A 25,424-nucleotide genomic window follows, 5' to 3' on the forward strand; every position below is an offset into this window, starting at 1 on the left:
ATCGATGTGAAGCCTGTCGATCGCCGCACGGTGTTGCGGGTCGGCGGCGCCGCTGTCGCTGTCGCCGCCGGGGTCACCGGCTTCGCCGACCGGTCGCTGGCCGCCGCGCTCGTCTCCGCCGACCTCGTCGTCTACGGCGCCACCGCGGGCGGCCTGGTGGCCGCGATCCAGGCCCGCCGGATGGGCCGCACCGCGATCGTGCTGGAGCCCTCGACCCACCTAGGCGGCCTGACCACCGGCGGGCTCGGGCAGACCGACACCGGCAACGGCGCGGCCATCAAGGGCATCGCGGGCGAGTTCTACCGGCGGATCCACGCCAAATACGCGGGTACGCCGGTGACACCGACCTCGCCGGCCCGGTTCACCTTCGAGCCGCACGTGGCCCGCGCGGTGTTCGACGAGATGCTGGCCTCGGCCGGTGTGCCGGTCTATCTCGGTGTGCGGTTGGCTTCGGTCACCCGGTCCGGCAACCGGTTGCTGGAGGTGGTCGGCGACAACGGCCAGACCTACCGCGGCGCGATGTTCATCGACGCGTCCTACGAGGGCGACCTGATGGCCCGGGCCGGGGTGTCGTTCACGGTGGGGCGCGAGGCCAACGCGACCTACGGCGAGACCATCAACGGCGTGCAGCTGCGCAGCGGGCACCAGTTCAACTTCCCGGTCTCGCCCTACGTGGTCGCCGGGAGCCCTGGATCCGGCCTGCTGCCCGGCATCTCGGCGGCGGCGCTCGCACCGGCCGGGTCGGCCGACGACCTGATCCAGGCCTACAACTACCGAATGTGCCTGACCCAGGCGGCGTCCCGTCTGCCGTTCCCCAAGCCGGCGGGCTTCGACCCGGTGCACTACGAACTCGCGGCGCGCTACATCCAGGCCGGCTGGACCGGGCCGTTCTTCACCACGCACGGCGTCGGCAACGGCAAGACCGACTCCAACAACAACGGCGCGTTCTCGACCGACTTCATCGGCGCCAACTACGCCTATCCGACCGCGTCCTACGCGGCCCGGGAGAGCATCGCGGCCGACCACCGCACCTATCAGCAGGGCTTCATGTGGTTCCTGGCCAACGATCCGCGGGTGCCGGCCGCGATCCGCAGTGCCACCGCGTCCTGGGGCCTGGCGGCCGACGAGTTCACCGCGACCGGCGGGTGGCCGCCGCAGCTCTACGTCCGCGAGGCCCGCCGGATGGTCTCCGCGCACGTGATGACCGAGCGCAACTGCCGCGGCCAGGAGCCGGTGCCGGACCCCGTCGGGCTGGCCAGCTACACAATGGACTCACACAACTGTCAGCGGGTCGTGGTCGGCGGCGTGGTCAAAAACGAGGGCGACGTGCAGATCGGCGTGCCCGGCCCCTACGGCGTCAGCTTCCGCTCGATCGTGCCCACCGAGGCGCAGTGCGCCAACCTGCTGGTGCCCGTGTGCCTGGCGGCCAGCCACATCGCCTACGGCTCGATCCGGATGGAACCGGTCTTCATGATCCTGGGCCAGTCCGCCGCGACCGCCGCGGTGCTGGCGATCTCTGCGGCGTCACCGGTCCAGCGGGTGCCCTATGCGACGCTGCGGTCCCGGCTGGTCGCCGACGGGCAACTCGTGGAGTGGCCCCCACCGGCCGGCCCCGGCGAGGTGATCGTCGACAGCAAGGGCGCCGGCGTGACCCGCGCCGGCACCTGGGTGACCAGCACGGCGACGCCCGGCTATTGGGGTGCCGACTACGAGCACGACGGCAACACCGCCAAGGGCGTCAACCGGCTGCGCTTCCGGCCGACCCTGCCGTCGTCCGGCACCTACACCGTCTACCTGCGCTGGACCGCCGACCCCAACCGGGCGAGCAACGTGCCGATCGACATCGTCCACGGCGGCGGCCTGACGACCCGCACGGTCGACCAGCGCGTCACCGGCGGCCAGTGGGTAGCGCTCGGTTCCTACTCGTTCGCCGCGGGAGCCGACGGCAGCCTGCTGATCCGCACCGAGAACACCAACGGCTACGTGATCGCCGACGCCGCCCGCTGGGTGCTGACACCCTGAATGTCCGTTCGGTGAAGGCGGGTTCGGTAAGATGGCCATCGTCGAACCCCGCACCCGAAGGACCGCACCAATGCCCCCAGCCGAGTCGGTGACGCGCAAGGTCAAGGCCGCGCAGACCCGCGCGGCGCTGCTGGCCGCGGCCCGCACCCTGTTCAGCGAGCGCGGCTATCTCAACACCAAGATCACAGACATCACCGCGGCGGCGGGGCGGGCGACCGGGTCGTTCTACGAGCATTTCGCTAGCAAGGACGAGTTGCTCCAAGCGCTGCTGGCCGAACTCGACAGCGCCGCCGACGAGAAGGCCGACCTGTCGCACCCTGCGGATCACGACCTAACCGACCGCGCACAGCTCCGCGAGCACCTGGCCATCGCCTGGTCGGTGATGAACGACCACCGCCCGGTGACCGTCGCCCTCTTCCAGTCGATGATCGCCGACGACCCGGCGTCCGGGCGGGCCTGGCGCGACCTGACCTCGCGGTCCGGGACGCTACGCGAGCACCTCGAACACCTGCGCGACCGCGGCCATCCCCTCCCCGGCGACCCAGAGCTGGTCGCGGCCGCCATGGCCGCGCTGCTGGGCACCCTCAACTACGCGTTGCCAGACGCCGACCCCGACACGGTGGTCGACACCCTGACCAACCTCCTCCTTTCGGGCCTCGCCGGCCCCCACTGACCCGCGCCGATCGGGTGCCGCCAGCCACCCGGTCCGGGGGTCCCGCTAGCGCGTACATGTTTTGTTATGTGCGCACATAACAAAACATGTACGGCGCGACGGCATCACCCACCGGGCGACGCGACACGCCCGAGCACGCGGCATCGGGGACACGCTGCCGAGTGAGCGCGTCGCTGGCGCTGAACGGCGGCACGGACCACGGACGCGATGCGATGCGATGCGATGCGGCGGCAGCCGATCCGCCGCCCGCGACGCGTGCTCACGCAGCACAGCACGGCCCAGTCCGCAGCCGGCCACCCATCCGTTGCCAGAGGTCGGGTCCGTGATCCGCCCCAACCGGCACCGACGACCTGCTCCGGCGGCTGGGTCGGGTGCGGTCCGCCAAACCATGCGGCGATCAGAAGTCGGCAAGCTCGATCGCCACCGTCGCGGTGTCGCCGACGTCGAGGGACTCGGCCCGGCGGATGGCGCGTTTCATCGGCAGCACGTAGCCGTCGCTGCCCGGGAAGATCGATGTGCGCCAGGCGCTGCCGCCCACGGTGACCTTCACGCGCAGCGAGCCGAATCCCCGCCGCGCGCCCCCGGTCAGCTCGCGGATCTCCTCGGACGCGTCGGCCGGCACCGTGACGAACACCCAGGTGTCTTCCCGCCGGGCGTCCCACACCCACAGCGCAGCCTCGAAAACGTAACGCACGCGGTCAGCATCACACCCGGGTCTGACAGTCCCGATCCGGAGCTAGGCTCCAAAAATGAAGAACCTTGCGCTCGGCAGCGGCCTCGACGTCTCCCGCCTCGGCCTCGGCTGCATGGGCATGTCCGCCTACTACGAGGGCCACGGCGACGACACCGAGTCGATCCGCACCATCCACCGCGCACGAGAGTTGGGCATCACGCTGCTCGACACGGCCGAGGTCTACGGGCCCTTCCGCAACGAGGAACTGGTCGCCCGCGCGGTCGCCGGGCGCCGCGACGACTACGTGATCGCGACCAAGTTCGGTCAGCTCACCCACAGCGACGGTGAGGTCACCCGCAAGCTCAACAGCTCGCCGGCGAACATCCGGATCGCCGTGGAGGGCTCGCTGCGCCGGCTCGGCACCGACCGGATCGACCTCTACTACCAGCACCGGGTCGACCCGACCGTGCCGATCGAGGAGACCGTCGGCGAGCTGGCCACGCTCAAGCAGGAGGGCAAGATCCTCCACATCGGACTTTCCGAGGCCAGCCCCGAGACCATCCGGCGCGCGCACGCCACCGCCCCGATCACGGCGCTCCAGTCGGAGTATTCACTGTGGACCCGCGACCCGGAAGCCGAGGTGCTGCCGCTGCTCCGCGAGCTCGGCATCGGCCTGGTCGCCTATTCGCCCCTTGGCCGCGGCTTCCTCACCGGCCAGTTCACCGCGCCGAGCGACCTGAGCAGCGACGATTTCCGCAGCTCGAGCCCACGCTTCACCGAAGGCAACTTCGCACACAACCTGCGGATCGTCGACGAGGTACGAGCGGTCGCCCAGGACGCGGCCGCCACCCCGGCGCAGGTGGCGATCGCCTGGCTCTACGCGCAGGGCGACGACATCGTGCCGATCCCGGGCACGACCAAGGTGTCCCGCCTGGAGGAGAACACCGTCGCCGAGGGCATCACGCTGACCGACGAGCAGGTCAGGCGCCTCGACGCGATCCAGCCGCCGGTCGGCGACCGCTACGCCGACATGAGCTCGATCGACCGCTGACAGTCACTCCTGAGACCGACGCTCCCGGGCCCGCCGCTTGCCTTCGTGCATGGCGACCACCCGGGCGATCGGAATCGTGTGCCCCTCCTCGACCAGGCCGGGGTCGAGCCGCTGCGGCGGCGGCATCAGCGACGCCCACGGATCATCGGACCCGAGCAGGGAAGCGGCCGTGTGCACGGTGTAATCCGTGGGCACCGCCGCCTCCAACACGTCCCACCCGAGCGGGAACGACACCGGCACACCAGGCCGTAGCCGCGGGCTGAAGGCGGCCACCACGGTCGCGCCGCCCGCTCGGGTCGAGTCCAGGAAGACCTTGCCCTCGCGCTGCTCGACGATGAACGCGGTGGTCGCCAGCGCCGGGTCGAGCCGCTCGGCGCGCGCCGTGATCGCCCGGGTGGCCGCCGCGACGTCGTCATGAGCCGGACCATCAGCCAGGGGTACGAACACGTGCGCGCCCTTGGCCCCACTGGTCTTGGCCGCACCCGCCATGCCGCAAGCCGTGAGCACCTCGCGCACCAGCAGCGCCGCCTGGGCCGCCAGCCGGAACGGGCCGCCCTCGGGCGGGTCGAGGTCGAGAATCAGGTGGCTGGGGTGCGCGGGATCCGCACTGGTCGACAGCGCCGGGTGATATTCGACCGCGCGCTGGTTGGCGAACCAGATCAGCGTGCGGCGGTCGTTGCACAGCCCGTAGCTGACCATCCGGCGCGAGCGGTCGGCCCACACATCGGCCCGCGCGACCCACTCGGGCGTGTATTTGGGCAGGTTCTTCTGCATGAACGGCGGCTGACCGGGACGCACCCGGATCACCGACAGCGGCCGGTCGCGCAGGGCCGGAATCATCCGGCCGTGCACCGCGTCGAGATAGTCGACCAGGTCGCGCTTGGTCGCGCCGGCGCCGTCGAACAGCTCCTGGTCGAGATTGGTCAGCGGCACCCCGTCGCGTTCTTCGCCTTTGGCGGGCATAAGCCCTATGTTTCCACGCCCACCCGGCGGCGCGGATGAACCACGTCATCAAGCGCATGACCTGAGCATCCGCGCCGCCGGTGGTGCCGAACTCGCCACTGTCAGTCGGGTGGGGGGGCGTGCATCAACCAACGCATGACGAGTCCGGCGATGTAGGCCAGGCCGAAGGCGACGAACTGCCACAGGGCGTCGTGGCCCCGCCAGGACAGCACGCCCATGTCGCCTGCGACGAAGCCGACGAAGAGGAAGTAGGTGATCACGGCGAGGGCGAGGCTGTAACGCCAGTCGGGAATCAGGACCGCGCCCACGATGACCGCGATCGTCATGCCGGCCAGCCCCAGGGGCAGTGGGACCGAGGCGAGCATGACAGTGAGTACGACGACCGCGACCGAGCCGATTCCGAGCTCGATACCGGGAGTCACCCTGGGGGCCGTCGGGTGACGGGTTGTTGCCATGAGCCCAGCTCAGCGCGGGCGCAAGCGGTTTGCCACGATCTTGACGGCTTCGCTATGCGGGGTGACCGCCTCTTGACGTACCCCTGATTGTGCCTTGCTTCACATTCTAAAAAGTTTCGCGTTCTGCAAGATCATCGGGTACGGTCTGCGCGTGACCACTTCCCCCGCGCTCGGCCGCCGCGACCGCAAGAAGCTGGAGACCCGCGCCGCGCTTTCCGCCGCGGCGCTGCGGCTCGTGGCCGCCAACGGGCTCGAGCACGTCACGGTGGAGCAGATCAGCGAGGCGTGCGACGTCTCGTCGCGCACGTTCTTCAACTACTTCGCCAGCAAGGACGAGGCACTGATCGGCGGCGACTCCGACATCGCCCAGACGCTCGAGATGTTTCGCGCGCTGCCTGCCGGCACCAGCCTGGTCGAGGCGCTGCGGCTGGCGTTCGTGCCGGTCATCCTCCAGATGGAAGACCACCGCGAGACGATCAGCCTGCGTCTACGGGTGATCCACGACAACCCGCAGTTGCTCCCCCGGCTGCTGGCCACCGGTGTCGAGTCCGAGATGGCGGTCGCCGCCGCGATCGCCGACCGGCTCGACCTGCCCGCTGACCACCCCTTCCCCGCCGTGGCCGCCGCCGTCGTGGGCGCCGCGTTCCGGGTCGCGCTGATGCGCTGGGCCACCGAAGACCACCCCGCCACCCTCGCCACGCTGGCCGACGAGGCGTTCGACGTCGTGGCCAGCGGCCTCACACCCCCCACCACAAAGGACAGTTGATGACCGACGTCACCACCTCGCCCGACCCGACCGCGGCCGAGCCGCTGGATCCTGACGCCGCACCCGCCCGGATGTCGCGCCGTGAGGTGCTGTCCGCGCTGTCCGGCCTGATGGTCGGCCTGTTCGTGTCGATTCTCGCCTCGACGATCGTCGGCAACGCGCTGCCGCGGATCATCGCCGACCTGCATGGCAGCCAGTCCGTCTACACCTGGATCGTCACCACCGAGCTGCTCGCGATGACCGCCACCGTGCCGCTGTGGGGCAAGATGGCCGACCTCTACAGCCGCAAGCTGCTGATCCAGCTCTCCCTGTGCCTGTTCGTCGCCGGCTCGCTGATCGCCGGCTTCACGCCCAACGTCGAGATCCTGATCGTCAGCCGGGTCGTGCAGGGCGTGGGCGCCGGCGGCATGACCGCCCTCGCGATGATCGTGATGGCGGCGATGATCCCGCCGCGCGAGCTGGGCCGCTACTCCGGAATCTTCGGCGCCGTGTTCGGCGTCGGCACGATCGCCGGCCCACTGATCGGCGGCGTGCTGGTCGACACGAGCTGGCTCGGCTGGCGCTGGTGCTTCCTGTTCGGCGTGCCGTTCACCCTGCTGTCGATCTACCTGCTCCAGCGCACCCTGCACCTCCCGGTCGCCCGCCGGAAGGTCACGATCGACTGGCTCGGCGCTTTCCTGATCATCGCGGGCATCTCCACCCTGCTGATCTGGTCGACCCTGGCTGGCAGCAAGTTTGCCTGGGCGTCGTGGCAGACGGCGGCGCTGGTCGCGGGCGGCATCGTGATCCTGGCGCTGGCCGTGCTGGTCGAGTCGCGCGCCGCGGAGCCGATCATCCCGCTCGGCATCTTCCGCAACCGCACCGTCTCCCTGACCACCGTCGCGTCGATCCTGGTCGGCGTCGCGATGTTCGGCGGCACGGTCTTCCTGGCCCAATACTTCCAGGTCTCGCTCGGCAAGTCGCCAACCGTCGCCGGCCTGATGAGCCTGCCGCTGATCTTCGGCCTGCTGGTCTCGTCGACGGTGGCCGGCCAGCTGATCACCAAGCACGGCCGGTGGAAGGCCTACCTGGTGGCCGGCGCGCTGATCATGACGGTCGGCATGCTGCTGCTCGGCACGATCGGCGCCACCACCAGCGTCGTGCTGATCTCGGTCTACATGGCGGTGCTCGGCATCGGCGTCGGCATGCTGATGCAGAACCTGGTGCTGGCCGCGCAAAACGACGTGCCGGCCGCGGAACTCGGCGCCGCCACGTCGGTGCTGACGTTCTTCCGGAGCATGGGCGGCGCGATCGGCGTCAGCGCTCTGGGCGCCGTGCTGGCCAGCAAGGTGACCAGCGGCCTGACCGAGCGCCTCGGCGCACCGGCGGGCGGCGGCTCCGGCAGTGCGGCTGTCCCCAACCTGGCCGACCTGCCCGAGCCGGTGCGCCGGATCGTCGAAGACGTCTACGGCAACGCCACCGCGGACCTGTTCCTGATCGGTGCCCCGATCGCGTTCCTCGCGGTGCTGGCGGTCGTCTTCATCAAGGAGAAGCCGCTGTCGACGCTGAGCGGTGACGAGCGCCGGGCCCAGGAGGCGCCGGCCATCCACTGACCGATACGTCGAGAGACCCCCTGCCTTCGTGGCGGGGGGTCTCTCGCGGTCTACCCTCGCATGCGCTCGACCAGGATCAGGACGTGCGGGTCAGGCTCGCGATCTCGGCCTGGGAGAGCTTCAGGTCGAGTGCGGCCAGGTTGTCTTCCAGGTGGGCGAGGTCACCCGTACCCGGAATGGGCAGCATCGCCGGCGACCGCCCGAGCAGCCAGGCGAGCACCACCTGGCGGGCCGAGGCGGAGTGCCGCTCGGCGATCTCGTGGATGGTCGGGTTCTTGTCGAGGTCCTGGATCGGCGCCCACGGCAGGAACACCATCGACTCCTGCTCGCACAGGTCGACGATGGTCTCGGAGGCCCGGTCGTCGACGTTGTAGCGGTTCTGGATCGACACGATCGGCGTCATCCGCTGCGCGATCCGGATCTGCTCTTCGTCTACGTTGGACAGACCGATATGCCGGATCTTGCCCTGGTTCTTCAGCTCGACGATCGCGCCGAGCGAGTCTTCGAACGGCACCTTCGGGTCGGGCCGGTGAAACTGGTAGAGGGGAATCTCGTCGAGCTTCAGCCGGCGAAGCGAGCCCTCGGCGACCTCGACCAGGTGCTCGGGGCGCCCGTCGGCCGGCCAGGCCATGTTGGGCCCGGGCCGGAGCAGGCCACCTTTGGTGGCGATGACCAGATCTTCCGGGTACGGGTAGAGCGCCTCGGCGATCAGCTCCTCGCTCACGTCGGGGCCGTAGGAGTCCGCGGTGTCGATGAAGTTGATGCCGGCGTCGACGACCCGGCGCAGCACGGCGATGGCTTCGCCCTTGTCGGCCGGCGGACCCCAGATGCCCGGCCCGGTGATGCGCATGGCGCCGTAACCGAACCGGTTGACGGTGAGATCCCCGCCGACGTCGATCGTCCCCGCGGAGCTGGCGTTGGGCATGGTGCAGACACTCCAATCCGATGTCGGAGGCAGGCGCGACACGCCTACCCCCTACCGAACTGGAGCCTAGCTCCGCTCCGGGCGTGGCTCCCAGTCCCGCTTTTCTGATCAGCCACCCGTCTTCTGGATGGCCGCGATCTCGGCGTGCGTAAGTTCCAGATCGAGCGCGCCGAGGTTGTCGTCAAGGTGTGCTGGGTCACTCGTACCCGCGATGGGCAGAATCGACGGCGACCGCCCGAGCATCCAGGCCAGCATCACCTGGCGCGGTTCGGCGTCGTGCCGCTCGGCGATCTCGCGTACGGTCGGGTTCTCGGCGGCTCCGGTCATCGGCTCCCAGGGCAGGAACACCATCTGCTCCTGCTCGCACAGGTCCACAATCGACTCCGGCCGGCGATCGTTGAGGTTGTAACGGTTCTGGACCGAGACAATCGGCACCATCCGCTGCGCGACCCGGATTTCCTCTTCGGTCACATTGGACACACCGACATGCACGATCTTGCCCTGCTCCTTGAGCTGCACGACGGCGCCCATCGAGTCTTCGAACGGCACCTTCGGGTCGGGCTTGTGAAACTGGAAGAGCGGGATCTGGTCGAGCCTCAGCCGCCGAAGCGACCCCTCGCACGCCTCGATGATGTGCTCCGGCCGCCCGTCTTTGGGCCAGAACCCGTCGGGCTCGCCGTCGTCGGGACCAGTGCGGACCAGACCGGCTTTGGTGGTGATGACCAGATCGTCCGGGTAGGGATAGAGCGCCTCCGCGATCAGCTCTTCACTCACGTTGGGCCCGTAGGAGTCGGCCGTGTCGATAAAGTTGATCTCGTTCTCGACGGCCCGACGCAGGACCGCGATGGCGTCTTCTCGGTTGGTCGGCGGCCCCCAGATGCCCGGCCCGGTGATCCGCATGGCTCCGAACCCGAACCGGTTGACCGTAAGGTCTCCGCCGACGTCAATCGTCCCCGCAGCGCTGGCGTTGGCCATGTCACGCACCCCAATCCCTCGTGAGCGACCTCCCTTCGGAGCCTAGCCCCGCCTCCCCGCAAGGGACATATGGGCGATTTGTCCGTTGCTCAGCGCCGCGCGAGGCGGAGGCTGCGGTGCGCCGGCCATTCCAGCGCCACGGTGCCGCCGACCGGAACCGTGCGCCACCGGTCTTCGGCGGCGTGGAGTGCGGCGATCGCGGCCCGCACGAGGTCGGCCGGCGGTGCGTCGGCTGGCCGGGTCGCGAACCATTGCGCGGTCAGCTTGGCCAGGTCGGCGCGCGGTTTGGCGGCCGCCGCCTCGACGAACCCACCCAACAACTCGGCGCGCTGGATCCGGTCGCGATAGGCCCGGATCAATGCCGCTGACTTGTCGGCCGCATGCGGCGGGCGGCGGCCGGACTGATGGGCCATGCTCTTGAAGACCACGCCGCCCGCTATCGCGCCCCAGATGCCATCCGGCAGGCGCATCGCGTCTTCGACCGTGAAGTGCACGAGGTCGTGCGGTAGCTCGCCGGTAATGGGACCGGCGCTCATCCGGTAGACCACTTTGTCGTCACGCTCGATCAGGATCGAAGCCCACACGTGGTCGGGTGGTCGCTCGAAGGTCACCCGCATGCCTACAGAGTGATCCCGCCGATCGTCGCGCTCAACCGGATATCGCTCCTCAGCTCAGCTGGTCGGAGCGGCCGGCCTCGATGCGCGACCACTGGGCGATCGGACGACCATTCGTACGCCAGACCTGTGGGTTCGTCGCGTCTCCCCACGGCTGTGGCCAACCGTCCGGAGAGTCCTCCCACCCCTCTTGGCGCCCGTAGACGGTCATGTCCAGCAGCCCGTGTGTGGGCGACATGATCTCGACGCCGCGACCGCCGGTGTAGTAGGTCTCGAAGACCCGATCGCCGTCACGGACGTAGCAGACCAGGTGGTGCCGCTGCCAGTCGCGACCTTCCAGGAGTTGCGGCGCGGTCAGCTCGGCCGAATACCACGGCATTTCCAGGCCCAGGAAGTCCCGATAGCGGATGCTTTCCTGATAAGGACCCTTACACAGCACGGCGTAGGTGGCGTCGCGGGAATGGATGTAGGCCAACTCGCGAACCTGGCTGTTGAAGAACGTGCAGCCCTCGCATTGCTCCGCGGCGGTCCGACCGGGCCACCACGCGTGGAAGTAGGCGATGAGCTGCTTGCGGCCTTCGAAGACGTCGAGGATCGTGACCGGCCCGTCGGGACCGATGACCTCGATGCTGGCGTCGACCTCCACCATCGGCAGCCGCCGCCGCGCCGCCGCGATCGCGTCTCCCTCGCGGGTGTGCGCCTTCTCCCGGGCGAACAGTGCTTCCCGTGCCTCCTGCCAGCTCTTCCGGTCGACCACCGGAGGAAGGGCGGGGCTGGGTGTGTGGTCGTTCATGATTCGCCTCCAATTGCTCGGGTTCAGCCGAGGTGGTCGCGCAGGGCGGCCAGCGGACCGTCCCAGTCGCGGGCCAGCGCGGCCAGGTATTGCTGGGCGACCTTCATGGATGCGGAGTCCAGCCGGTAGCGCACCCGGCGCCGCTCCCCTGGCTCGGCCACGACCAGCCGGGCCTCGGCCAGCAGGTTGAGATGTTTCGCGATGGCCTGCCGGGTGATCGGCAACCAGGCGGCCAGATCGGTCGCGGTGGCGGGCCCGTTCCTGGCCAGGGTGGCGAGGATGCTCCGCCGCGTCGGATCGGCCAGGGCGGCGAACACTTCCTCGGCCACCGCTTCCGGGTCAGGCTTGTCCATCGAGGTATTCGACCAGCTCGCCCAGTTCGTTGGCCCAGCCGCGGGTGTTGCCGGTGTAGGCCACATCGTGCTGTTGTTCGTCTGGCAGTTGCCCGAACCCGGTCTCGACCACGGTCAGCGTGGTGCCGCCGTCGGTGGCGTCGAGCGTGAATTCCACATAGGTGCGTCGCGGGTCGTCGTCGGGAAGACCGTAGATCGACCACGTGTAGGCGAAGACGCGCGGAGGTTCGAGACGCTCGATGGTGAGCACCTTGACGTCACCGCTGTCCCACTCGAGCCTGGCCTGGCCGCCGACGCGCAGATCGACCTCGGCGCGGTGCCCGAACCAGGTGCCCAGCCCCTCCGCGGTGGTGAGGGCCGCCCACACACGCTCGGGTGGATGGGCCAATTGAAGCGTGCGCTCGATCCGATCCGGGAATGTCATGCCCACCTCCTCATCGCAACCAACCGGTTGCCATAAACCTATGGCAACCGGACGGTTGCGTCAACCCCGGCGTCGCCTACGACCGGTCGAAGATGAGGTCGAAGTCCTTGCGCCAGGTCAACCCTTGATCGTCGGACGCCTCCCAGCGACCCGCGATGCGGTCGGGGCCTATGTCGGCGATGAACCGCTGGAACATGTCGGGATCTTCGCGACTCAGGCTCCAGTGCGAGCCGTCGAACGCCATGGCGAATACCCGGCAAACCCCGCGTTCATCGTGGTAGAGCGCGGTGTAGGCGTCTTGAGCGTCGCTGCGCCCGAGCACCAGGACCATCTCGCTCGTGGCCTTGCCGACATCGCCCGTCATCGTCCAGCGGAAGACCACGAACGCGTCGCCGAGCCACTCCACGGTCGCGGAGCCCCCCACCTCCCGGTCGGCCGGCTCCAGGAACCACGCGTTCCGCAGCGTCGTGCGCCACGACCCGACCAGAACGTCCAACTGCTCCATAGCCGCGTTACGCATCGGCTTCCTCCTCGGCGTGCCTATCCGGTTGACGTCGTGCCTGCTCGGACCGGTGCCGCCGAATCGAGAACGGCCCTCAACCGGGCGCGAGCGCGCTCAAGACGTTTGCGCGTCGCGGCGGCGGAAAGCCCGAGGGCGGCGGCGGCCTGGGCCGGAGTCAGATCCTCCCAGGCGATGAGGGTGAGCAGTTCCCGATCGTCAGCACTGAGCCGATCGAGGGCCGCGCGCACCGCCGAGGTCGTGTCGTCAGGAACCGCGACCGGCTGAGTCCGCAGGTGCTGGCGCAGCCGGTTGGCGAGCTGATCGCGCCGCGAGTTGCCGCGGCGGTGGTTGGTCAGGACACCGCGCGCGATCCCGATCAGCCACGCCCGGGCCTGGGCAGGATCGGTGGGCACGTCGTCGAGGCGCCGCCAGACCACGACGAAGACGTCGGCCATCAGGTCGGCACTGGCGTGCTGGGGCTCGGTGCGCCGGGCGAGATAGCCCAGCACGGCCCGCCCGTGCTCGTTCATCAACTCGGTGAAGCGGGCTTCCGCCGGAGGCACCCATGCGGTCACCGGATGCCGTCCAGGGGCAGGCCGGCACAGTTGTTGTCGAGCTCGACGGCGACGCGCGCCTGGTCACCGGCGGCCGCGGCCGCGGCGACCTGTTCGAGATTGGCCACCACCCCGCCGCCGTCGGTGGCCCGGATCGCCGGCGCGGCGATCGCCAGCCGCAGTGCGGTGACCGCCTCGGCCTCGGCGGCGGCGTCGCCGGCAGCGTGCCGGGCCTCCCAGGCCACCAGCCAGGTGCACACCCCGTAGTGGCTGACCATGCTCTGCACGCTGAGGTCGGAGATCTCAACGGGCCGCGCCACGCCCTGCGCGCGCACCTGGGCCAGATAGGCGGCGCGGTCCGTGCCGGGAGGCAGCCGAAGCTGAGCGGTGTAGTCGTCGAGCGCCCGGGCGGCTTCGGGTGAAGCGGAGTTGTGCCAGACCGCGAAGCCGGCGGCCGCAGTCGCCAGCACCAGACCCGCGGCCACCGGTATGGCCCACACCCGACGCCAACCCCGGGACACCGCGCCCAGCGGTGCCCTGGCCGGCCGCGCCTGGATCACCTCGGTAGCCAAAGTGCCCAGCACGTCGCCGAGTTCACCGTCCGCACCCAACCGCACCGGCGGCGCCGCGTGCCGCACCAGATCGTCCAACGGGTCACTGTCCAGGATTGCCATCGTGGCTCCCTCTCACGTCGTCGTCAGACAAGAGATGTCCGCCATGACCCCGCCCGTGACAGGCTGCCGCAGCCCCGATTCGGCCCGCTAGAGTCTCCGGCCGTGGATGCCCAAACCGAAGAGCTTCGCGACGCGCACGACGTGCTCGCCGGTTGGTATGCGCAGCGCCTGGTCGGCGCCATGGAATCGATGCCGGTCGAGCGGGCGGTGCTCGACCTCTTCAGCGAACTGACGCTGGCCGCGGGCCTGGGCACCGAGGTGGCCGACGTCGGGTGCGGGACCGGACACCTGGAACCGTACCTGGCCTCGCGCGGCCTTTCCCCGCGTGGCGTCGACCTGTCTCCTGGCATGATCGAGGTTGCCCGCCGCGACCATCCGGCGTTCCCGTTCGAGGTGGCCGACCTGCGCGACCTTCCGTTCCCGGATGCGTCGCTGGCTGGCCTCGTGTGCTGGTACTCGCTGATCTTCCTGGCACCGGCTGACCGATCGAAGGCGTTCGCAGAACTGGCGCGAGTCGTCCACCCGGGCGGCTACCTGGTGACAGCGTTCAAGGACGGCGACGGCCAGCACCGACGCAGCGGCTGGTCCACCGGCCTCGGGGTGGAGTTCGACTCCTACTGGCTGTCCACCCGGGAAATGGCAGACCTGGCTACCGGCGCCGGCTTCGGCGTGGTGTTCCAGGGCGGTCGCCCGCCCGCGAAGGGGGAGTCCTGTCCTCAGGGTTACCTGCTGCTCCGCAAGGTGGTGCCCCCGGCAGGATTCGAACCTGCGACACACGGTTTAGGAAACCGATGCTCTATCCCCTGAGCTACGAGGGCGCGAGTGAAGAGTGTACCGACTTGGGCGTTGCTCCAGGTTGGCAGGCGGGCGCACGGAATTCACCCTGGTTACCAGGGCCTACTCGGAGCGGATCAGCACCCGCTCCCGCAGACGGAGCTTGCCCGCCGCCGTTGTGCAGCACATGTCGTCGCCCAGTGAGCGGTAGGGCGTGAACAGCCCGTCCCGCACAATCGGCAGGATCAACCGCCGGCGCCGGAACAGGACGACCGCGGCGAGCACCAGGTAGACCACCGAAAGCGCGATCAGCTCGCGTCCCCGCCACGATGACGGGACCGCCGCCGACAGGGCGAACTGAAGGAAGAACAACCCGGTCAGCAGGAGCGCCGCCCGCACCGAGAGGGACAACCCCACCAACAACGAGACCGCGAGCAGCGACTGCGACGCCGTCAGCAGCAACTCGTCCCGCTGCGCCGACTCGATCGGCAGGCCCGACCACCCACCGCTCGACGCGGCGAAGACGATCGGCAGGGTGCCGACCAGCAGCGTCCACTGGTTGACCTTCGACGAGACCAGCGCGCCCAGCGCCTCGCTCGTGTGTAGCCGCCACGCGTAGAGGCCGGCCACCAGCAACTCCGGCGCCTCCGACGCGAGCGGCGCCAGCCACTGCACCAGGAGGAACTCGTTGATGCCGAGATCCGCCCCGGTGTCCACGAGCGACTGCGCGAAATGTTCCGCCGTTAACAGGATGACCGCGGCCGCGGCCACGAACAGGCCGATCACGACCGTGCGGCGCACGCGCTTGTCGAGGCTGCCGATCCACGCCGACGGGCCGATCAGGTCCGGCTCGCCGGCCGGCGCACGGGAGATCCGCCAGCTGTAGGCGACGAAGATGGCCAGCAGCACCACCGTGTCGGCCAGGGACAGGGTCCGCTTGAACGGCAGCACCAGGCAGTAGACCGAGGCCAGGGCCAGGAACACGATCGGCACCGCGTCGGCCCGGTTCAGTGCGACGCTGTTCGCCCGGGCCTGTGACACGCCGCGGCGGCGCATGCGGCGCCACGCGATCAGCACGACCAATGCCCAGCCGACGCCGACCAGGATCCGGTTGGCGCCGGTCATGTTGGCCAGCGCCAGCGAGCAGGCCGAGGTCTCCTCGCCCGGCGCGCGACACGATGGTCCGTGCGCCGCCACCGCCTCGCCGCCGCGGGCGGTGAAGACGAAGTCGACCGCATACTCCGGCAGCACCGCGATCAGGGCGAGCACCGCGACCGCCAGGCCGGCGGAGACGTCTAGCTGCGCTGCCTCGGCCGCCCAGGCGAGCAGAAACGCGGCGCCGACGATCGAGATGCCGAACAGGAGCGCCGCGACCGGCGGCATGAGGTGCAGGCCGCCGAGGGAGACCGCCACGCCGGGCACGGTCGCGAGCAGGGCCACCAGGCCGAGCGCAGGCGGCCTCCGCCCGGAACCGATAGACACGATCAGGACCCTAGTTGACCGGGTACGCGAACTCGAACTTCTCGGTTATGCCGGTGGGGATGCCAGCGACGGGAACGGGTAGTCGAAGTCGAACGGCTGGTTGGTCTTCGAGTCGCGGTAGACCCAGTCTGCTGGGCCGACCTTCTCTGCCGTCGAGCCCCGCGTGTAGCCGCGCAGTGCGCCGTAGGTGACCAGGATCCCGCCGAAGTTGGGGCCGAACCACAGGTCGAGTTGGTCACGGCCCGCGTCGGTCTTCTGCCGGACGCTCTGGATGACGAAAGCTCCCGGACCCTTCGCCTGGAAGCTGTCCTGATGCCCCTGGTAGGCCTCGTAGTCGCCGGAGACGCGCTGAAAATCAGCGTCTTCGAACGTGAACGCGGCGAACTCGCGAACGCTGCCAGGTGACTTGAACGGGTAATCGGTGATCAGCAGGAAGGCCCGCCGCGCGGCGTCGTAGCGGTAGGTGAAAAGGATCGCCTCCATGATGTTGTTGAGCGCCTCCCGAGGGTCGCGCATCAGCTCCACCGGGTCCTCCCTATGGCCACGGGCCCTCGTAGATGATGTGCGTCGACTCCGCGAAACCCGGGTCGTTGCGACCGACGACGTTGCCGTCAACATCGAGGAAGAGCTTACCTTCGTCGGCCATCCCGGGCGTCGACTGCGATGACTGCCAGCGCAGGTAGCCGTTGGCCTGGCGGGACCACTGGCTGTTGGCCGGGTTCTCGCCCGTCGGGCGCATGAACCGCAACCGCTCGACGCCGTTTTCGTCGAGCCAGATGAACCCTTCGTTGTCTCGTGTCGGCACCTCGCGCCAGTTGGCCGGGCGGTCGCGGCGCAAGGATCGGATCGATCGGCCGCGCAAAGACCGTGCCGGGAAGGGGGTCGCGCCCGGATGGCGCAGCCGGTTGCCGGGCAACCCGAGGTTGTGCAGGCTCTGCCCCGGCCGCAGCAGGTCGCCGATCGGGCCGAAGACGCCTCGCGCGAAACCGCCCCGCCCCTGGCGCTTGAGTCGTCGGAGCCGGCCTTTAACCATTGAGCAGCGCCTGCATCGCGAAACCGAGAAGCTGATCCAGGATCAGCGAAGTGATCATCTTGAAGATCGGTATCTCGAGGAGCGACGCGCCGAAGGTGACCACCGCCGTGGCGATCGCCTGGGCGATCTGGATCGCCAGCGTGACGAGCTGGATGATCACATTGATCTTCAGGGCGAGCACCACCCCCGCCGCGACCATCAGGCCCAGGCCGACGCCCTGTGCTGCCGTCGCGCCGTCGGTCAGGTTGGTGATCGGGGCGTCCTGGCCCGACCAGCGGGCCTGGAAAGCGGCGATCGCCTCGCCGGCGTTGGCCGCCACCACCGACGAACCGTGACCCTGGGCCTCGGCGCTGATCGCGCTGACCGTGCCGCTCAGGTCGAGCCAGTGCTGGGCCATCTCGAACAGCTTCTCTTCGTCGGCCTCCGGCCAGCTGTAGCCGAGCATGCCGAGCAGCGAGACCAGCTCGCCGGGAAGTTGGAGGCCCACGGCTCAGCCACCGCCGAGCAGGTTCTGCAACCGCAGCAGGCTGTCGGTGACCTCGTTTTCCGCCGCCTCGAAGTTGTCGGCCATCGTGTGCAGGCCGTGTGCGAACTCGCCGAGCAGCTCGCCGTTGCTTTCGAAGCAGGTCATCGCCAGGTCGTGGATGCCCAGGTAGAGCTCGCCGATGATCGAGCCGACGTCGTCGGCGCCCCAGGGCTGGCCGAACGCGTTGATGGTCGCCTCGAACTGCTCCAGCGTGTCCGCGAAGCGGTCGACCACGTCGTCGAGACCCGTCGCGCCGGTGCGCAGCGAGTCGGTGTTGACCTGGAAACCCTCCATCCGCGCCTACCCCCGTTGTTTGAGCGCTGCCATGACCTCACTGATCGACTGGGTGTAACGCGCCATCTGGCGCAGGCTCTGGTTTTGCAGCTCCTCGAGCTGCCGCGACAGTGCGGCCGGGTCGGGCAGGGCGGCGGCCTCGGGCACCGGAGCCGGATCTCCCGAAGCCAGCGCCGCGTTGACGGCCGACAGCAACTCGGCGCCGAACTCTTCCGCCGGCAACCGCATGGCGCGCGGGTCGACCGTCACCGAGGTGAGCCGCTGGCCCTCCGCGGTCACCTGGATCAGGCCGTCAGCCCCGACGCCCGACGACGGACCGGCGGCCGGCGCCGCACCCGCTATCGCGTCTTGCAAGGCCTGGCGCGCGGCACTCAGCGCCTGGTCGAAATCCCCCGAGGTCATTGCCACCCCCACCGACATCGATGTCCGATGCTAGCGACGGAGAACTGCCCAAACAAGACATTGGGCAGGGACCGACGTGCGTCCCCGCCCAGTCAACAAAAGATCAGACCAGGCCACCCATGGCCGGATCGGTGAAGCTGTCCTCGCCGTTCTCCAGGTGACCCGCGAGGCGCTGCTCGAACAGCGCGTTGCCGGCGACCGACACGGACAGGTCATACCAGCCGTGGTTGTGCTTGAGCGACCACTCACGACGCTCCTTCTCGCCGGGCCGCAGTGAGAGCGTCACCGGGCGGCCCCGGTAACCGTCGCGGACCGTGATCGACAGTCGGTTGCGGCCCGTGTTGACGAACGTCAGCTCGAGCGCGAGATCCCGCTCGTCATAAGACGTCGAGACCGACAGCCCGGCATTGCCGGTGAAGCGGCGGAAGAAGCCGTTCGGCCCGTACACGGTGAGGTCCGCGCCCGTCGCCCAGGTGTCGGCGAGGCGCTTGCCGGGCTCCACGGTGTAGGACCGCGGCGCGGTCGTGCTCCCCGCCTCGCGTACCTGGAAAACCGCGGTTGCCTTGCCGTGGTTGCGAAATTCAAGACCGTTGGGCAGAGCGGAAACTTCCAGGGTGTACGGCAACGCGCGGGCCGGCTTGACGCCCTTCTCCTGGCGCGGCACGGCCTGGTCGGCCGGCGGCACCGGCACCTGGTCGGGGAAACGCACCAGGTTGTCGGGCTTGAAGTCGTCGGTGTCGGGCAGCTTGACCGAGGTCGACCGGTTGGGCGTCTTGAAGTCGAACGCCGAGGTCAGGTCGCCCGCCACGGCCCGGCGCCACGGGGTGATGTTGGATTCGACCAGGTCGCGGTTGTGGCCGGCGAAGCGGGCCTCCATGAACCGGATCAGCGAGGTGTGGTCGAAGAGCTCCGAGTTGACCCAGCCGCCGCGGGTCCACGGCGACACGATGATCATCGGGACGCGCATGCCGAGGCCGTAGGGGCCGGGCCGGTTGTGTGCGTCGCCGGCGAAGATCTCGTTGACCGTCGACACGGTCGACAACCCCGGCGTGGGCGGCGGCATGTGGTCGAAGAAGCCACCCTCCTCGTCGTAGGTGATGAAGAGGGCCATCTTGCTCCACACCTCGGGGTTGGAGGCGAGGATGTCGATCACCTGGGAGACATACCAGGCGCCGAAGCCGGGCTCCCAGTTCGGGTGTTCGGTGAAGGCCTCCGGCGCGACGATCCACGACACCTTGGGCAGCCGGTTGTGCTCCACATCGGAGCGCAGGTCGGCCAGCAGCTTCAACGGGTCGCGGCCGACCTTGTTGACCTCGGTGCCGCGCTTGGCCCTCTCGGCGAGCGGGGTGCCCGGCTTGGCGTTCTGGTACTGGTGGAAATAGAGCAGCGAGTTGTCGCCGTAGTTGCCGATGTAGGGGTCGCTGGTCCAGCCCCAGAAGCCTTCCGCGGTCAGCCCGAGGCCGACGTCCTGGTAGATCTTCCAGGAGATTCCGTTGCGCTCCAACCGTTCCGGGTAGGTCGACCAGTCATAGCCGGCCTCCGCGTTGGTGATGACCGGCCCGCCGGCCTTGCCGTCGTTGCCGACCCAGCCCGACCACATGTGATAGCGGTTGGGATCGGTCGGGCCGAGCAGCGAGCAGTGGTAGTTGTCGCAAACGGTGAACGCGTCGGCGAGTGCGAACTGATAGGGCAGGTCCGCGCGGGTGTGATAGGTCATCGCGGTGACGCCCTTGTTGGGCACCCACTGGTCGTGGCGACCCTCGTTCCAGGCCGCGTGCCCGTCGTTCCAACCGTGCGGCGGATCGGGCAGGAACGTCTGGCCGAGGTCAGGCACCTGCGGCCGGAACGGCAACAGTTCACCGTTGCCATTGGGCTGGTGGAATACGCTCTTTCCGCTCGGCAGGGTGACCGGATGCGGGTCGGCGAAACCGCGCACGCCGCGCAACGTACCGAAGTAATGGTCGAAGGATCGGTTTTCCTGCATCAGGAAAATGACGTGCTCGACGTCGGCGATCGAGCCGTGCCGGTTGTTGGCCGGAATCGCGAGAGCCTTGTCGAGGCCCGCCGGGAGGGCCGCGCCCACCGCTGGCGCGCCCACCATTTTGAGGAATGTGCGGCGATCGAGTGCGCCCATAGCTCCGCCCTCCCCGAGGGTGCTGGCTGGATGTTGGCGTGGGGAAGTTATCCGCGCAAAGTGGACGCCAGGTGACCGTCGGGCGGCGGCGGTGACAATTCGGTTGAGCCGGCGCTTCCCTAATAGATCGAGCCGATCCGGCGCACGGTCAGCGTGCTGATGTCGACGCCCTCGGGCTGCGACAGCGCCCAGACGATGGTGGCGCCGAGCTGGTCGGCGGTCAGATAGCCGCCGGGCCGGTCCGCGGGCGGACCGCCGGCGGGGTCGAAGAAGTCGGTCAATGTGCCGCCGGGCGAGACGAGCGTGACCCCGATGCCCAACTCGCCGACCAGCTGCCGGGTGTTCCCGGCCAGCCCGGTCACCGCCCACTTCGTCGCGCCGTAGAAGTTGCCGGGCGTGTTCACCAGCCCGGCCACGCTGCCGACCAGCACGATCCGGCCCTTGGCCGCCGCGAGGTGTGGCAACGCGGCCCGGATCAGCAGCGCCGGGCCGAGCACGTTGGTCAGCACCATGTCGCGCCAACCCTCGGGGTCGCCGTCGTCGAGCCCGTCGTGGGTGGCGTAGCCGGCGTTGGCCACGATGTTGTCGAGCCGGCCGAACTTGGCGACGGTGGCGTCGACGGCGGCCTGCACGTCGGCGGGCACGCCGCTGTCGGAGACCAGGGCGAGCGCCTCGGGGTGGTCAGCGCTGAACCGGTCGAGCCGCTCGGCCCGCCGGCCGGTGACGGCGACCTGGTGGCCGAGGGCGAGCAACTGCCGGGCGGTGGCGGCGCCGATGCCGCTCGACCCTCCGGTGATCAAGGTGACGGTCATGGCGGGAGGCTATGAGCTAGAGCGTCCTCTAGCTCAAGTCGATAGGGTGCTGGGCATGGCGTACACGATCAGCGAGGTCGCGGCCCGCACGGGGCTCAGCGTGCACGCGTTGCGGTTCTACGAGCGGGAGGGCCTGTTCGCCGAGCCGATCAACCGCAACGCGAGCGGCCGGCGGGTCTACTCCGACGACGATGTCGAATGGGTCGCGCTCTGCGCCCGGCTGCGCGAGTCCGACATGCCGCTCGAGGCGATCCGCCGCTATGCCGAGCTGATCCGCGAGGGCCCCGGCAACGAGACCACCCGCCTGGCGCTGTTGCGCGAGCACGAGGAGCGGATCGCCGACCAGATCGCCTCGCTCTCGGCGGCGTTGAGCCTGATCAGCTACAAGGTGCGGGTCTACGAGAAGCGCCTGGCCGAGGGGACGGCCGCGGGGTTGTGGGCGGGCTCAGCTTCTAGCGATTAAACCCGAAAAAATCCCATTTAAGGGTACGTTGGGCGCATGACCGACGGCTCCCCCGACGCACCCACGTCGAAGGCCGCCGTGCCCACGCCCGCCGAGCTGCGCCGGGCCTACCTGGAGGAACTCGGGCTCCGCGAGCGCTCGGTGCTCTGGTCCTGGCTCGGCTTCACGGTGACGTTCGCCGCGGTCCGCGCGATCACCTACGGCATCCGCCGCGGCGGCACCCGCTTCCACAACATCACCGTCGGCGGCGTCCACCTCCACCACTACATGTGGGGCATCGGCCTGGTCAGCGCCGTCGGCGCGACCGCGGTCGCCGGCACCGAGCGGTCCCGGGGCAAGCCACTGACGGGGTGGACCTATGGATCCGGGCTGGCGCTGATCGTCGACGAGTTCGCGCTGCTGCTCGACCTCAAGGACGTCTACTGGGCCAGCGAAGGCCGGGTCTCGGTCGATCTCGGGATCGGGGTGGTCGCCCTGGGCGGCACGGGGCTGAGCATCCGCCCGATCCTGAGCCGCCTGGCCCGCGACCGCGGCCTCACCCGCCGCCGCTGACGCGGACAAACGAAAAGCTCCGCCCGGGCGAACCCGGGCGGAGCTCTCGTGGATCAGACCGTCAGTTGCGGGTCTTAGCTGCGACCCGGCCCTGCAGGTTGATGGCCGACTTGCCCACGACTGCGCGGGCGGTCGGCTCGGCGCTCGGGAAGTATTCGAAGAGGCCGCCCATGTCGGCGACGACGTCGAGGGTCCCGGCGTTGTTGTAGATCAGGAACTGGTTGGTGTCACCCACGCCGGCGATGGTGCCGTTGGCAACAGTCTGCCCCTTGCTGGGGTTGAGCGTGCTGACCGTCGGGCGAGGGTCGCCGTCGTCGGGGTAGACCGTGAGGTAGGTGTTGGTCGACGGCGCGACGGCCGTGACGTTGAGCGACAGCGCGTAGGTCTCGGGCGTGACCGCCGACGACACGTCGACAGCGCGCACACCTGAGGTCATCGGCGAACCCGGACGGGTGTCGAGGATCCGCTGCGGCGTGATCGGGCGGAACTTCAGACCCTCGACCGAGTCGTTGAAGTAGACGCCGAACACGTCGACGAGCCAGTGGGTGGTGGTGTTGGTGTAGACGCCGAACATCGGCTCGACGCCGGTGCCGCCGCTGCAGAAGTCGCAGATGGAGGTCGGCACGGTCGCGCTGTTGGGCGTGATGCCACCCTTGCCGAAGTTGACGGCGGAGACGCCCGCCGGCGGGCTGCCGACGCCGTTCCAGGTGGTGATGTAGCCACCGTTGGCCGGGTTGACCGCGGTGATGTTCATCGCGATCGCGGTGACGGCCGAGTCAAGCTCCGGCACGCCGTAGGTGATCGCGTAGCGGATCCAGTCGCCACCGGCGACCGGGGGCAACCCGTCCCAGCGCGTGTCGTCGACTCGGAACGGCGACTCCGGCGAGTAGGTGCTGCCGACCGGTGCCGCTTCGTCGCCGCTGTAGTAGCCGGCCACGTCAGCGATGATGTGCGAGCCAACGCTGTTCTGGTAGATGTTGACGAAACCGTTGGCGCCGACCGCGACGGTGACCGAGTTGGCCCGCGTCGCACCCTTGGCGAAGTTGATGGACGACGCGGTCGGCCGCGTGACGCCATCGGGGTAGGCGGTCAGGTAACCGTTGCCCAGGGTGCCGGTGACCGTCAGGTTGAGGACGACGGCCGAGACGCCCGTCGCGGGCACACCGCCGCGGCCGGCAACCTGAAGGTGGACGATGCCGCCCGGGCCGACGATCTTCTTGGGTGCGCCCAGGCCGCTGCGGGTGTCGAGGATCCGCTTCGGCGCGACCGGCGAGTAGGTGCCGACGGCGCCGACCGGTGCCGCTGCCGCGGAAGCGGGCGACGCCAAGACGTAGACGGAACCGGCGACAGCGAGCGCGGCGGCTGCCGTGCCGGCGAGAACTGTGCGCAAAGCGCGCATAAATCACCCCGTGTGATTTGGGACGTGGGAGTTGGGGAGGGACATCGATACAACAGCACCTCTCGACCTTTAGTGCAAGGCCCGAGGGTGACCTATTGGCCGAACCGTGTTGATCATCAGCCGAACGGCTCAATCGCGCCAGGCTGGCATGGCCCAAATCGCGACCCGGGGATAGACCGTCGACGACAGAACGCATACCGCTCGCCGGTCAGTGTCCTATTCGGAGAGAAGAAGTCCGGGTGGGCGTCTGGCCAGGGCGCCCACGCTGGTCTAAAGGGCGGCCGCCACGCTGGTCGAACGTGGGGCTGCCGGGAACGGGTCGGGCTGGGGAGGCGGATAGGTCATTCCGTGCAGTCTTGCGCTTACTGCGTGTGTGCGGAAGTCGCCGAACGTACCGCAGGACGCTCGTACAATTGTTTCGCATGGCAGGTGTACGACTACGTCGCGTGTATGAAGACCCGTCCCCAGCCGACGGCACCCGCGTGCTGGTCGACCGGATCTGGCCGCGCGGCCTACGCAAAGACGCCGCGCACTTCGACGAATGGCTCAAAGACGTCGCGCCGTCCACCGAGCTACGCACCTGGTATGGCCACGAGCCCGACAAATTCGACGAGTTCCGCCGGCGTTATCTCGCCGAACTCAAACACAACGATTCGCTCGACCGGCTCAAGGCGATCCGCCGCGACGGTGAGTTGACGGTGCTCACCGCGACCCGCGACGTCGACCACAGCCACGCTGCCGTGCTCGCGAAACTGCTCAACTAGCCGAATAGCCGAGCCACCACTCCTGCTCCGGCACCTCGCCGGTCGCGGCGGCGAACGCGGCCAGGGCCTCGGTGACCAGCGGTTGCCACAGATCGGGCGTGGCGGCCACGATCCGCGACAGTTCGACCCGCCGGCGGTTGAGGACCTTCTCCACCAGGTCGCGACCGGCGGCGCTCAACCGCACCTTGACCACCCGGCGGTCGCTGGCCGACCGGGACCGGTCGACGAGTCCTTTGCGGACCAAGCGGTCGCACATCCGTTGGCCGGTCGATGGCGCGACGCCGAGTTCGTTGGAGATGTCGACCGAGCGTTGCGGGCCGCGACTGGCCAACACGACCAGCGTGCGAAACTGCGGCAGCGTGACGTCGGCGTCGAGGTCGGCCAGCGAGCGGGCGGCCAAGCCGACGAACGCACGGCTGGCGACCATCAACGCTTCCACGGCGGCCTGCTCGCGGGCCGGCGTCAGCACGAGCTAAACCGCGGCGGTTTCGCCGCGTCTGGCACACCGCGGGCAGCGTTGCCAGACGATGCCGCCGACGCGCAACTCGACCCAACCGATCCGGCGGGCCGCCAGCCAGGTCATCCGCTGGTCGGCGGGACCGGGTGCGGCGAACTCGGCACCGCACGTGTCGCAGGACAGGACCGCCGTGCCGTCGCTCGGGCTCACGACGCGCAACACCGGGTCACCTCCACCACCGGACACGAAAAGGATTCGTCGCGGCAACGATAGCAGTATGCAATCGATGCGGGCGGCCACGCACCTGGCCAGGCCAAGCTCCA

General features: G+C 69.1%; 31 protein-coding genes, 1 tRNA gene and 1 pseudogene. 9 read left to right on the top strand and 24 right to left on the bottom strand.

Annotated elements, in window-relative coordinates; translation table 11 throughout:
- The first annotated feature begins 6 nt into the window (after positions 1-6).
- Both DFJ67_RS07230 and DFJ67_RS07235 read left to right on the top strand, forming a co-directional pair.
- On the top strand, positions 7-2,022 hold the full coding sequence (locus tag DFJ67_RS07230) for an FAD-dependent oxidoreductase (protein ID WP_203783263.1): 2,016 nt from the start codon (positions 7-9) through the stop codon (positions 2,020-2,022).
- A 70-nt stretch (positions 2,023-2,092) separates the two neighbouring features.
- Complete coding sequence (locus tag DFJ67_RS07235; RefSeq protein WP_116067172.1) at positions 2,093-2,695, top strand: TetR/AcrR family transcriptional regulator; 603 nt, start codon at positions 2,093-2,095, stop codon at positions 2,693-2,695.
- A 397-nt stretch (positions 2,696-3,092) separates the two neighbouring features.
- Here DFJ67_RS07235 and DFJ67_RS07240 read toward each other — a convergent pair whose 3' ends face one another.
- Positions 3,093-3,389 (bottom strand): DUF1905 domain-containing protein, encoded by a 297-nt coding sequence (locus DFJ67_RS07240; protein WP_116067173.1) that lies wholly within the window; start codon positions 3,387-3,389, stop codon positions 3,093-3,095.
- 55 nt (positions 3,390-3,444) lie between these two features.
- Here DFJ67_RS07240 and DFJ67_RS07245 point away from each other — a divergent pair, with 55 nt between their 5' ends.
- Positions 3,445-4,419: an aldo/keto reductase gene (locus DFJ67_RS07245; RefSeq protein WP_116067174.1), complete on the top strand. Its 975-nt coding sequence runs from the start codon at positions 3,445-3,447 to the stop codon at positions 4,417-4,419.
- Between the two features lie 3 nt (positions 4,420-4,422).
- On the opposite strand, the gene DFJ67_RS07250 is transcribed toward DFJ67_RS07245, so the two are convergent.
- Together DFJ67_RS07250 and DFJ67_RS07255 are read right to left on the bottom strand one after the other, a co-directional pair.
- Positions 4,423-5,382, bottom strand: coding sequence for a DNA polymerase domain-containing protein (locus DFJ67_RS07250; RefSeq protein ID WP_116067175.1), 960 nt, complete (start codon positions 5,380-5,382; stop codon positions 4,423-4,425).
- 101 nt (positions 5,383-5,483) lie between these two features.
- Positions 5,484-5,837, bottom strand: a complete 354-nt coding sequence (locus tag DFJ67_RS07255) for a hypothetical protein (RefSeq protein ID WP_147315439.1) — start codon at positions 5,835-5,837, stop codon at positions 5,484-5,486.
- Between the two features lie 151 nt (positions 5,838-5,988).
- On the opposite strand from DFJ67_RS07255, the gene DFJ67_RS07260 reads away from it, so the two are divergent.
- Both DFJ67_RS07260 and DFJ67_RS07265 read left to right on the top strand, forming a co-directional pair.
- Positions 5,989-6,603, top strand: a complete 615-nt coding sequence (locus DFJ67_RS07260; protein WP_116067177.1) for a TetR/AcrR family transcriptional regulator — start codon at positions 5,989-5,991, stop codon at positions 6,601-6,603.
- Positions 6,603-8,195 carry an MDR family MFS transporter gene (locus tag DFJ67_RS07265; protein WP_116067178.1) on the top strand — a complete coding sequence of 531 codons (1,593 nt, stop codon included), beginning with the start codon at positions 6,603-6,605 and terminating at the stop codon, positions 8,193-8,195. The genes DFJ67_RS07260 and DFJ67_RS07265 overlap by 1 nt, the downstream gene beginning before the upstream one ends.
- A gap of 76 nt (positions 8,196-8,271) precedes the next feature.
- Here DFJ67_RS07265 and DFJ67_RS07270 read toward each other — a convergent pair whose 3' ends face one another.
- The 9 genes from DFJ67_RS07270 to DFJ67_RS07310 all read right to left on the bottom strand — a co-directional run bounded on the left by DFJ67_RS07270 (position 8,272) and on the right by DFJ67_RS07310 (position 14,009).
- Complete coding sequence (locus DFJ67_RS07270) at positions 8,272-9,120, bottom strand: aldo/keto reductase (RefSeq protein WP_116067179.1); 849 nt, start codon at positions 9,118-9,120, stop codon at positions 8,272-8,274.
- A gap of 108 nt (positions 9,121-9,228) precedes the next feature.
- The gene (locus DFJ67_RS07275; RefSeq protein ID WP_116067180.1) at positions 9,229-10,095 is read right to left on the bottom strand and encodes an aldo/keto reductase; all 867 of its coding nucleotides are present in this window, start codon (positions 10,093-10,095) and stop codon (positions 9,229-9,231) included.
- A gap of 89 nt (positions 10,096-10,184) precedes the next feature.
- Positions 10,185-10,712, bottom strand: coding sequence for a hypothetical protein (locus tag DFJ67_RS42555; protein WP_170215757.1), 528 nt, complete (start codon positions 10,710-10,712; stop codon positions 10,185-10,187).
- A gap of 49 nt (positions 10,713-10,761) precedes the next feature.
- Positions 10,762-11,502, bottom strand: a complete 741-nt coding sequence (locus tag DFJ67_RS07285) for a DUF899 family protein (protein ID WP_116067181.1) — start codon at positions 11,500-11,502, stop codon at positions 10,762-10,764.
- Positions 11,503-11,525: 23 nt separating this feature from the next.
- The gene (locus tag DFJ67_RS07290) at positions 11,526-11,855 is read right to left on the bottom strand and encodes an ArsR/SmtB family transcription factor (protein ID WP_116067182.1); all 330 of its coding nucleotides are present in this window, start codon (positions 11,853-11,855) and stop codon (positions 11,526-11,528) included.
- A complete protein-coding gene (locus DFJ67_RS07295) occupies positions 11,842-12,279 on the bottom strand; it encodes an SRPBCC domain-containing protein (protein ID WP_116067183.1) in 438 nt (145 codons plus the stop codon). The genes DFJ67_RS07290 and DFJ67_RS07295 overlap by 14 nt, the downstream gene beginning before the upstream one ends.
- Before the next feature lie 76 nt (positions 12,280-12,355).
- Positions 12,356-12,799 carry a hypothetical protein gene (locus DFJ67_RS07300; RefSeq protein ID WP_116067184.1) on the bottom strand — a complete coding sequence of 148 codons (444 nt, stop codon included), beginning with the start codon at positions 12,797-12,799 and terminating at the stop codon, positions 12,356-12,358.
- Positions 12,800-12,819: 20 nt separating this feature from the next.
- Positions 12,820-13,356, bottom strand: a complete 537-nt coding sequence (locus tag DFJ67_RS07305; RefSeq protein WP_203783265.1) for an RNA polymerase sigma factor — start codon at positions 13,354-13,356, stop codon at positions 12,820-12,822.
- Complete coding sequence (locus DFJ67_RS07310) at positions 13,353-14,009, bottom strand: hypothetical protein (protein WP_116067185.1); 657 nt, start codon at positions 14,007-14,009, stop codon at positions 13,353-13,355. Before DFJ67_RS07310 ends, DFJ67_RS07305 begins: the two co-directional genes overlap by 4 nt.
- 102 nt (positions 14,010-14,111) lie before the next feature.
- Here DFJ67_RS07310 and DFJ67_RS07315 point away from each other — a divergent pair.
- A pseudogene (locus tag DFJ67_RS07315) lies at positions 14,112-14,750 on the top strand (class I SAM-dependent methyltransferase); the annotation flags it as partial.
- Between the two features lies 1 nt (position 14,751).
- On the opposite strand, the gene DFJ67_RS07320 reads toward DFJ67_RS07315, so the two are convergent.
- The 9 genes from DFJ67_RS07320 to DFJ67_RS07360 all read right to left on the bottom strand — a co-directional run bounded on the left by DFJ67_RS07320 (position 14,752) and on the right by DFJ67_RS07360 (position 21,466).
- Positions 14,752-14,827, bottom strand: a tRNA-Arg gene (locus DFJ67_RS07320).
- Positions 14,828-14,906: 79 nt separating this feature from the next.
- A complete protein-coding gene (locus DFJ67_RS07325; protein ID WP_203783267.1) occupies positions 14,907-16,265 on the bottom strand; it encodes a calcium:cation antiporter family protein in 1,359 nt (452 codons plus the stop codon).
- Between the two features lie 45 nt (positions 16,266-16,310).
- Positions 16,311-16,790 carry a hypothetical protein gene (locus tag DFJ67_RS07330; protein ID WP_116067186.1) on the bottom strand — a complete coding sequence of 160 codons (480 nt, stop codon included), beginning with the start codon at positions 16,788-16,790 and terminating at the stop codon, positions 16,311-16,313.
- Between the two features lie 10 nt (positions 16,791-16,800).
- The gene (locus DFJ67_RS07335) at positions 16,801-17,298 is read right to left on the bottom strand and encodes a hypothetical protein (RefSeq protein ID WP_116067187.1); all 498 of its coding nucleotides are present in this window, start codon (positions 17,296-17,298) and stop codon (positions 16,801-16,803) included.
- Complete coding sequence (locus DFJ67_RS07340; protein WP_116067188.1) at positions 17,291-17,785, bottom strand: WXG100-like domain-containing protein; 495 nt, start codon at positions 17,783-17,785, stop codon at positions 17,291-17,293. Before DFJ67_RS07340 ends, DFJ67_RS07335 begins: the two co-directional genes overlap by 8 nt.
- A 3-nt stretch (positions 17,786-17,788) precedes the next feature.
- The gene (locus DFJ67_RS07345) at positions 17,789-18,118 is read right to left on the bottom strand and encodes a WXG100 family type VII secretion target (RefSeq protein WP_203783268.1); all 330 of its coding nucleotides are present in this window, start codon (positions 18,116-18,118) and stop codon (positions 17,789-17,791) included.
- 6 nt (positions 18,119-18,124) lie between these two features.
- Positions 18,125-18,520 carry a YbaB/EbfC family DNA-binding protein gene (locus DFJ67_RS07350; protein WP_116067189.1) on the bottom strand — a complete coding sequence of 132 codons (396 nt, stop codon included), beginning with the start codon at positions 18,518-18,520 and terminating at the stop codon, positions 18,125-18,127.
- A 103-nt stretch (positions 18,521-18,623) separates the two neighbouring features.
- On the bottom strand, positions 18,624-20,654 hold the full coding sequence (locus DFJ67_RS07355; RefSeq protein WP_116067190.1) for a phosphocholine-specific phospholipase C: 2,031 nt from the start codon (positions 20,652-20,654) through the stop codon (positions 18,624-18,626).
- Positions 20,655-20,773: 119 nt separating this feature from the next.
- Complete coding sequence (locus tag DFJ67_RS07360) at positions 20,774-21,466, bottom strand: SDR family oxidoreductase (RefSeq protein ID WP_116067191.1); 693 nt, start codon at positions 21,464-21,466, stop codon at positions 20,774-20,776.
- Between the two features lie 55 nt (positions 21,467-21,521).
- Here DFJ67_RS07360 and DFJ67_RS07365 point away from each other — a divergent pair, with 55 nt between their 5' ends.
- Together DFJ67_RS07365 and DFJ67_RS07370 are read left to right on the top strand one after the other, a co-directional pair.
- On the top strand, positions 21,522-21,929 hold the full coding sequence (locus tag DFJ67_RS07365) for a MerR family transcriptional regulator (RefSeq protein WP_116067192.1): 408 nt from the start codon (positions 21,522-21,524) through the stop codon (positions 21,927-21,929).
- Between the two features lie 36 nt (positions 21,930-21,965).
- Positions 21,966-22,481, top strand: a complete 516-nt coding sequence (locus DFJ67_RS07370; RefSeq protein ID WP_203783269.1) for a hypothetical protein — start codon at positions 21,966-21,968, stop codon at positions 22,479-22,481.
- 61 nt (positions 22,482-22,542) lie between these two features.
- On the opposite strand, the gene DFJ67_RS07375 is transcribed toward DFJ67_RS07370, so the two are convergent.
- On the bottom strand, positions 22,543-23,880 hold the full coding sequence (locus tag DFJ67_RS07375; protein WP_116067193.1) for a hypothetical protein: 1,338 nt from the start codon (positions 23,878-23,880) through the stop codon (positions 22,543-22,545).
- A gap of 422 nt (positions 23,881-24,302) precedes the next feature.
- Between DFJ67_RS07375 and DFJ67_RS07380 the strand changes: the two genes are divergently transcribed.
- Complete coding sequence (locus tag DFJ67_RS07380; protein WP_116067194.1) at positions 24,303-24,644, top strand: DUF488 domain-containing protein; 342 nt, start codon at positions 24,303-24,305, stop codon at positions 24,642-24,644.
- Here DFJ67_RS07380 and DFJ67_RS07385 read toward each other — a convergent pair.
- Both DFJ67_RS07385 and DFJ67_RS07390 read right to left on the bottom strand, forming a co-directional pair.
- Positions 24,637-25,113, bottom strand: a complete 477-nt coding sequence (locus tag DFJ67_RS07385; RefSeq protein ID WP_239097030.1) for a MarR family winged helix-turn-helix transcriptional regulator — start codon at positions 25,111-25,113, stop codon at positions 24,637-24,639. The genes DFJ67_RS07380 and DFJ67_RS07385 overlap by 8 nt on opposite strands.
- A 3-nt stretch (positions 25,114-25,116) precedes the next feature.
- A complete protein-coding gene (locus DFJ67_RS07390; protein ID WP_147315440.1) occupies positions 25,117-25,323 on the bottom strand; it encodes a hypothetical protein in 207 nt (68 codons plus the stop codon).
- Positions 25,324-25,424 lie beyond the last annotated feature (101 nt).

This window comes from Asanoa ferruginea, assembly GCF_003387075.1.
GTDB classification, from domain to species: Bacteria; Actinomycetota; Actinomycetes; order Mycobacteriales; family Micromonosporaceae; genus Asanoa; species Asanoa ferruginea.

Excerpts from the sequence above, each read along its gene's own strand:
- DFJ67_RS07370 (WP_203783269.1), top strand. The coding sequence starts at position 21,966 with ATGACCGACGGCTCCCCCGACGCACCCACGTCGAAGGCCGCCGTGCCC.
- DFJ67_RS07365 (WP_116067192.1), top strand. The coding sequence starts at position 21,522 with ATGGCGTACACGATCAGCGAGGTCGCGGCCCGCACGGGGCTCAGCGTG.
- DFJ67_RS07290 (WP_116067182.1), bottom strand. The coding sequence starts at position 11,855 with ATGGACAAGCCTGACCCGGAAGCGGTGGCCGAGGAAGTGTTCGCCGCC.
- DFJ67_RS07235 (WP_116067172.1), top strand. The coding sequence starts at position 2,093 with ATGCCCCCAGCCGAGTCGGTGACGCGCAAGGTCAAGGCCGCGCAGACC.
- DFJ67_RS07250 (WP_116067175.1), bottom strand. The coding sequence starts at position 5,382 with ATGCCCGCCAAAGGCGAAGAACGCGACGGGGTGCCGCTGACCAATCTC.
- DFJ67_RS07345 (WP_203783268.1), bottom strand. The coding sequence starts at position 18,118 with ATGGAGGGTTTCCAGGTCAACACCGACTCGCTGCGCACCGGCGCGACG.
- DFJ67_RS07295 (WP_116067183.1), bottom strand. The coding sequence starts at position 12,279 with ATGACATTCCCGGATCGGATCGAGCGCACGCTTCAATTGGCCCATCCA.
- DFJ67_RS42555 (WP_170215757.1), bottom strand. The coding sequence starts at position 10,712 with ATGCGGGTGACCTTCGAGCGACCACCCGACCACGTGTGGGCTTCGATC.
- DFJ67_RS07375 (WP_116067193.1), bottom strand. The coding sequence starts at position 23,880 with ATGCGCGCTTTGCGCACAGTTCTCGCCGGCACGGCAGCCGCCGCGCTC.
- DFJ67_RS07380 (WP_116067194.1), top strand. The coding sequence starts at position 24,303 with ATGGCAGGTGTACGACTACGTCGCGTGTATGAAGACCCGTCCCCAGCC.
- DFJ67_RS07360 (WP_116067191.1), bottom strand. The coding sequence starts at position 21,466 with ATGACCGTCACCTTGATCACCGGAGGGTCGAGCGGCATCGGCGCCGCC.
- DFJ67_RS07300 (WP_116067184.1), bottom strand. The coding sequence starts at position 12,799 with ATGCGTAACGCGGCTATGGAGCAGTTGGACGTTCTGGTCGGGTCGTGG.
- DFJ67_RS07335 (WP_116067187.1), bottom strand. The coding sequence starts at position 17,298 with ATGGTTAAAGGCCGGCTCCGACGACTCAAGCGCCAGGGGCGGGGCGGT.
- DFJ67_RS07245 (WP_116067174.1), top strand. The coding sequence starts at position 3,445 with ATGAAGAACCTTGCGCTCGGCAGCGGCCTCGACGTCTCCCGCCTCGGC.
- DFJ67_RS07310 (WP_116067185.1), bottom strand. The coding sequence starts at position 14,009 with ATGGCAATCCTGGACAGTGACCCGTTGGACGATCTGGTGCGGCACGCG.
- DFJ67_RS07270 (WP_116067179.1), bottom strand. The coding sequence starts at position 9,120 with ATGCCCAACGCCAGCTCCGCGGGGACGATCGACGTCGGCGGGGATCTC.
- DFJ67_RS07285 (WP_116067181.1), bottom strand. The coding sequence starts at position 11,502 with ATGAACGACCACACACCCAGCCCCGCCCTTCCTCCGGTGGTCGACCGG.
- DFJ67_RS07275 (WP_116067180.1), bottom strand. The coding sequence starts at position 10,095 with ATGGCCAACGCCAGCGCTGCGGGGACGATTGACGTCGGCGGAGACCTT.
- DFJ67_RS07255 (WP_147315439.1), bottom strand. The coding sequence starts at position 5,837 with ATGGCAACAACCCGTCACCCGACGGCCCCCAGGGTGACTCCCGGTATC.
- DFJ67_RS07265 (WP_116067178.1), top strand. The coding sequence starts at position 6,603 with ATGACCGACGTCACCACCTCGCCCGACCCGACCGCGGCCGAGCCGCTG.
- DFJ67_RS07355 (WP_116067190.1), bottom strand. The coding sequence starts at position 20,654 with ATGGGCGCACTCGATCGCCGCACATTCCTCAAAATGGTGGGCGCGCCA.
- DFJ67_RS07350 (WP_116067189.1), bottom strand. The coding sequence starts at position 18,520 with ATGACCTCGGGGGATTTCGACCAGGCGCTGAGTGCCGCGCGCCAGGCC.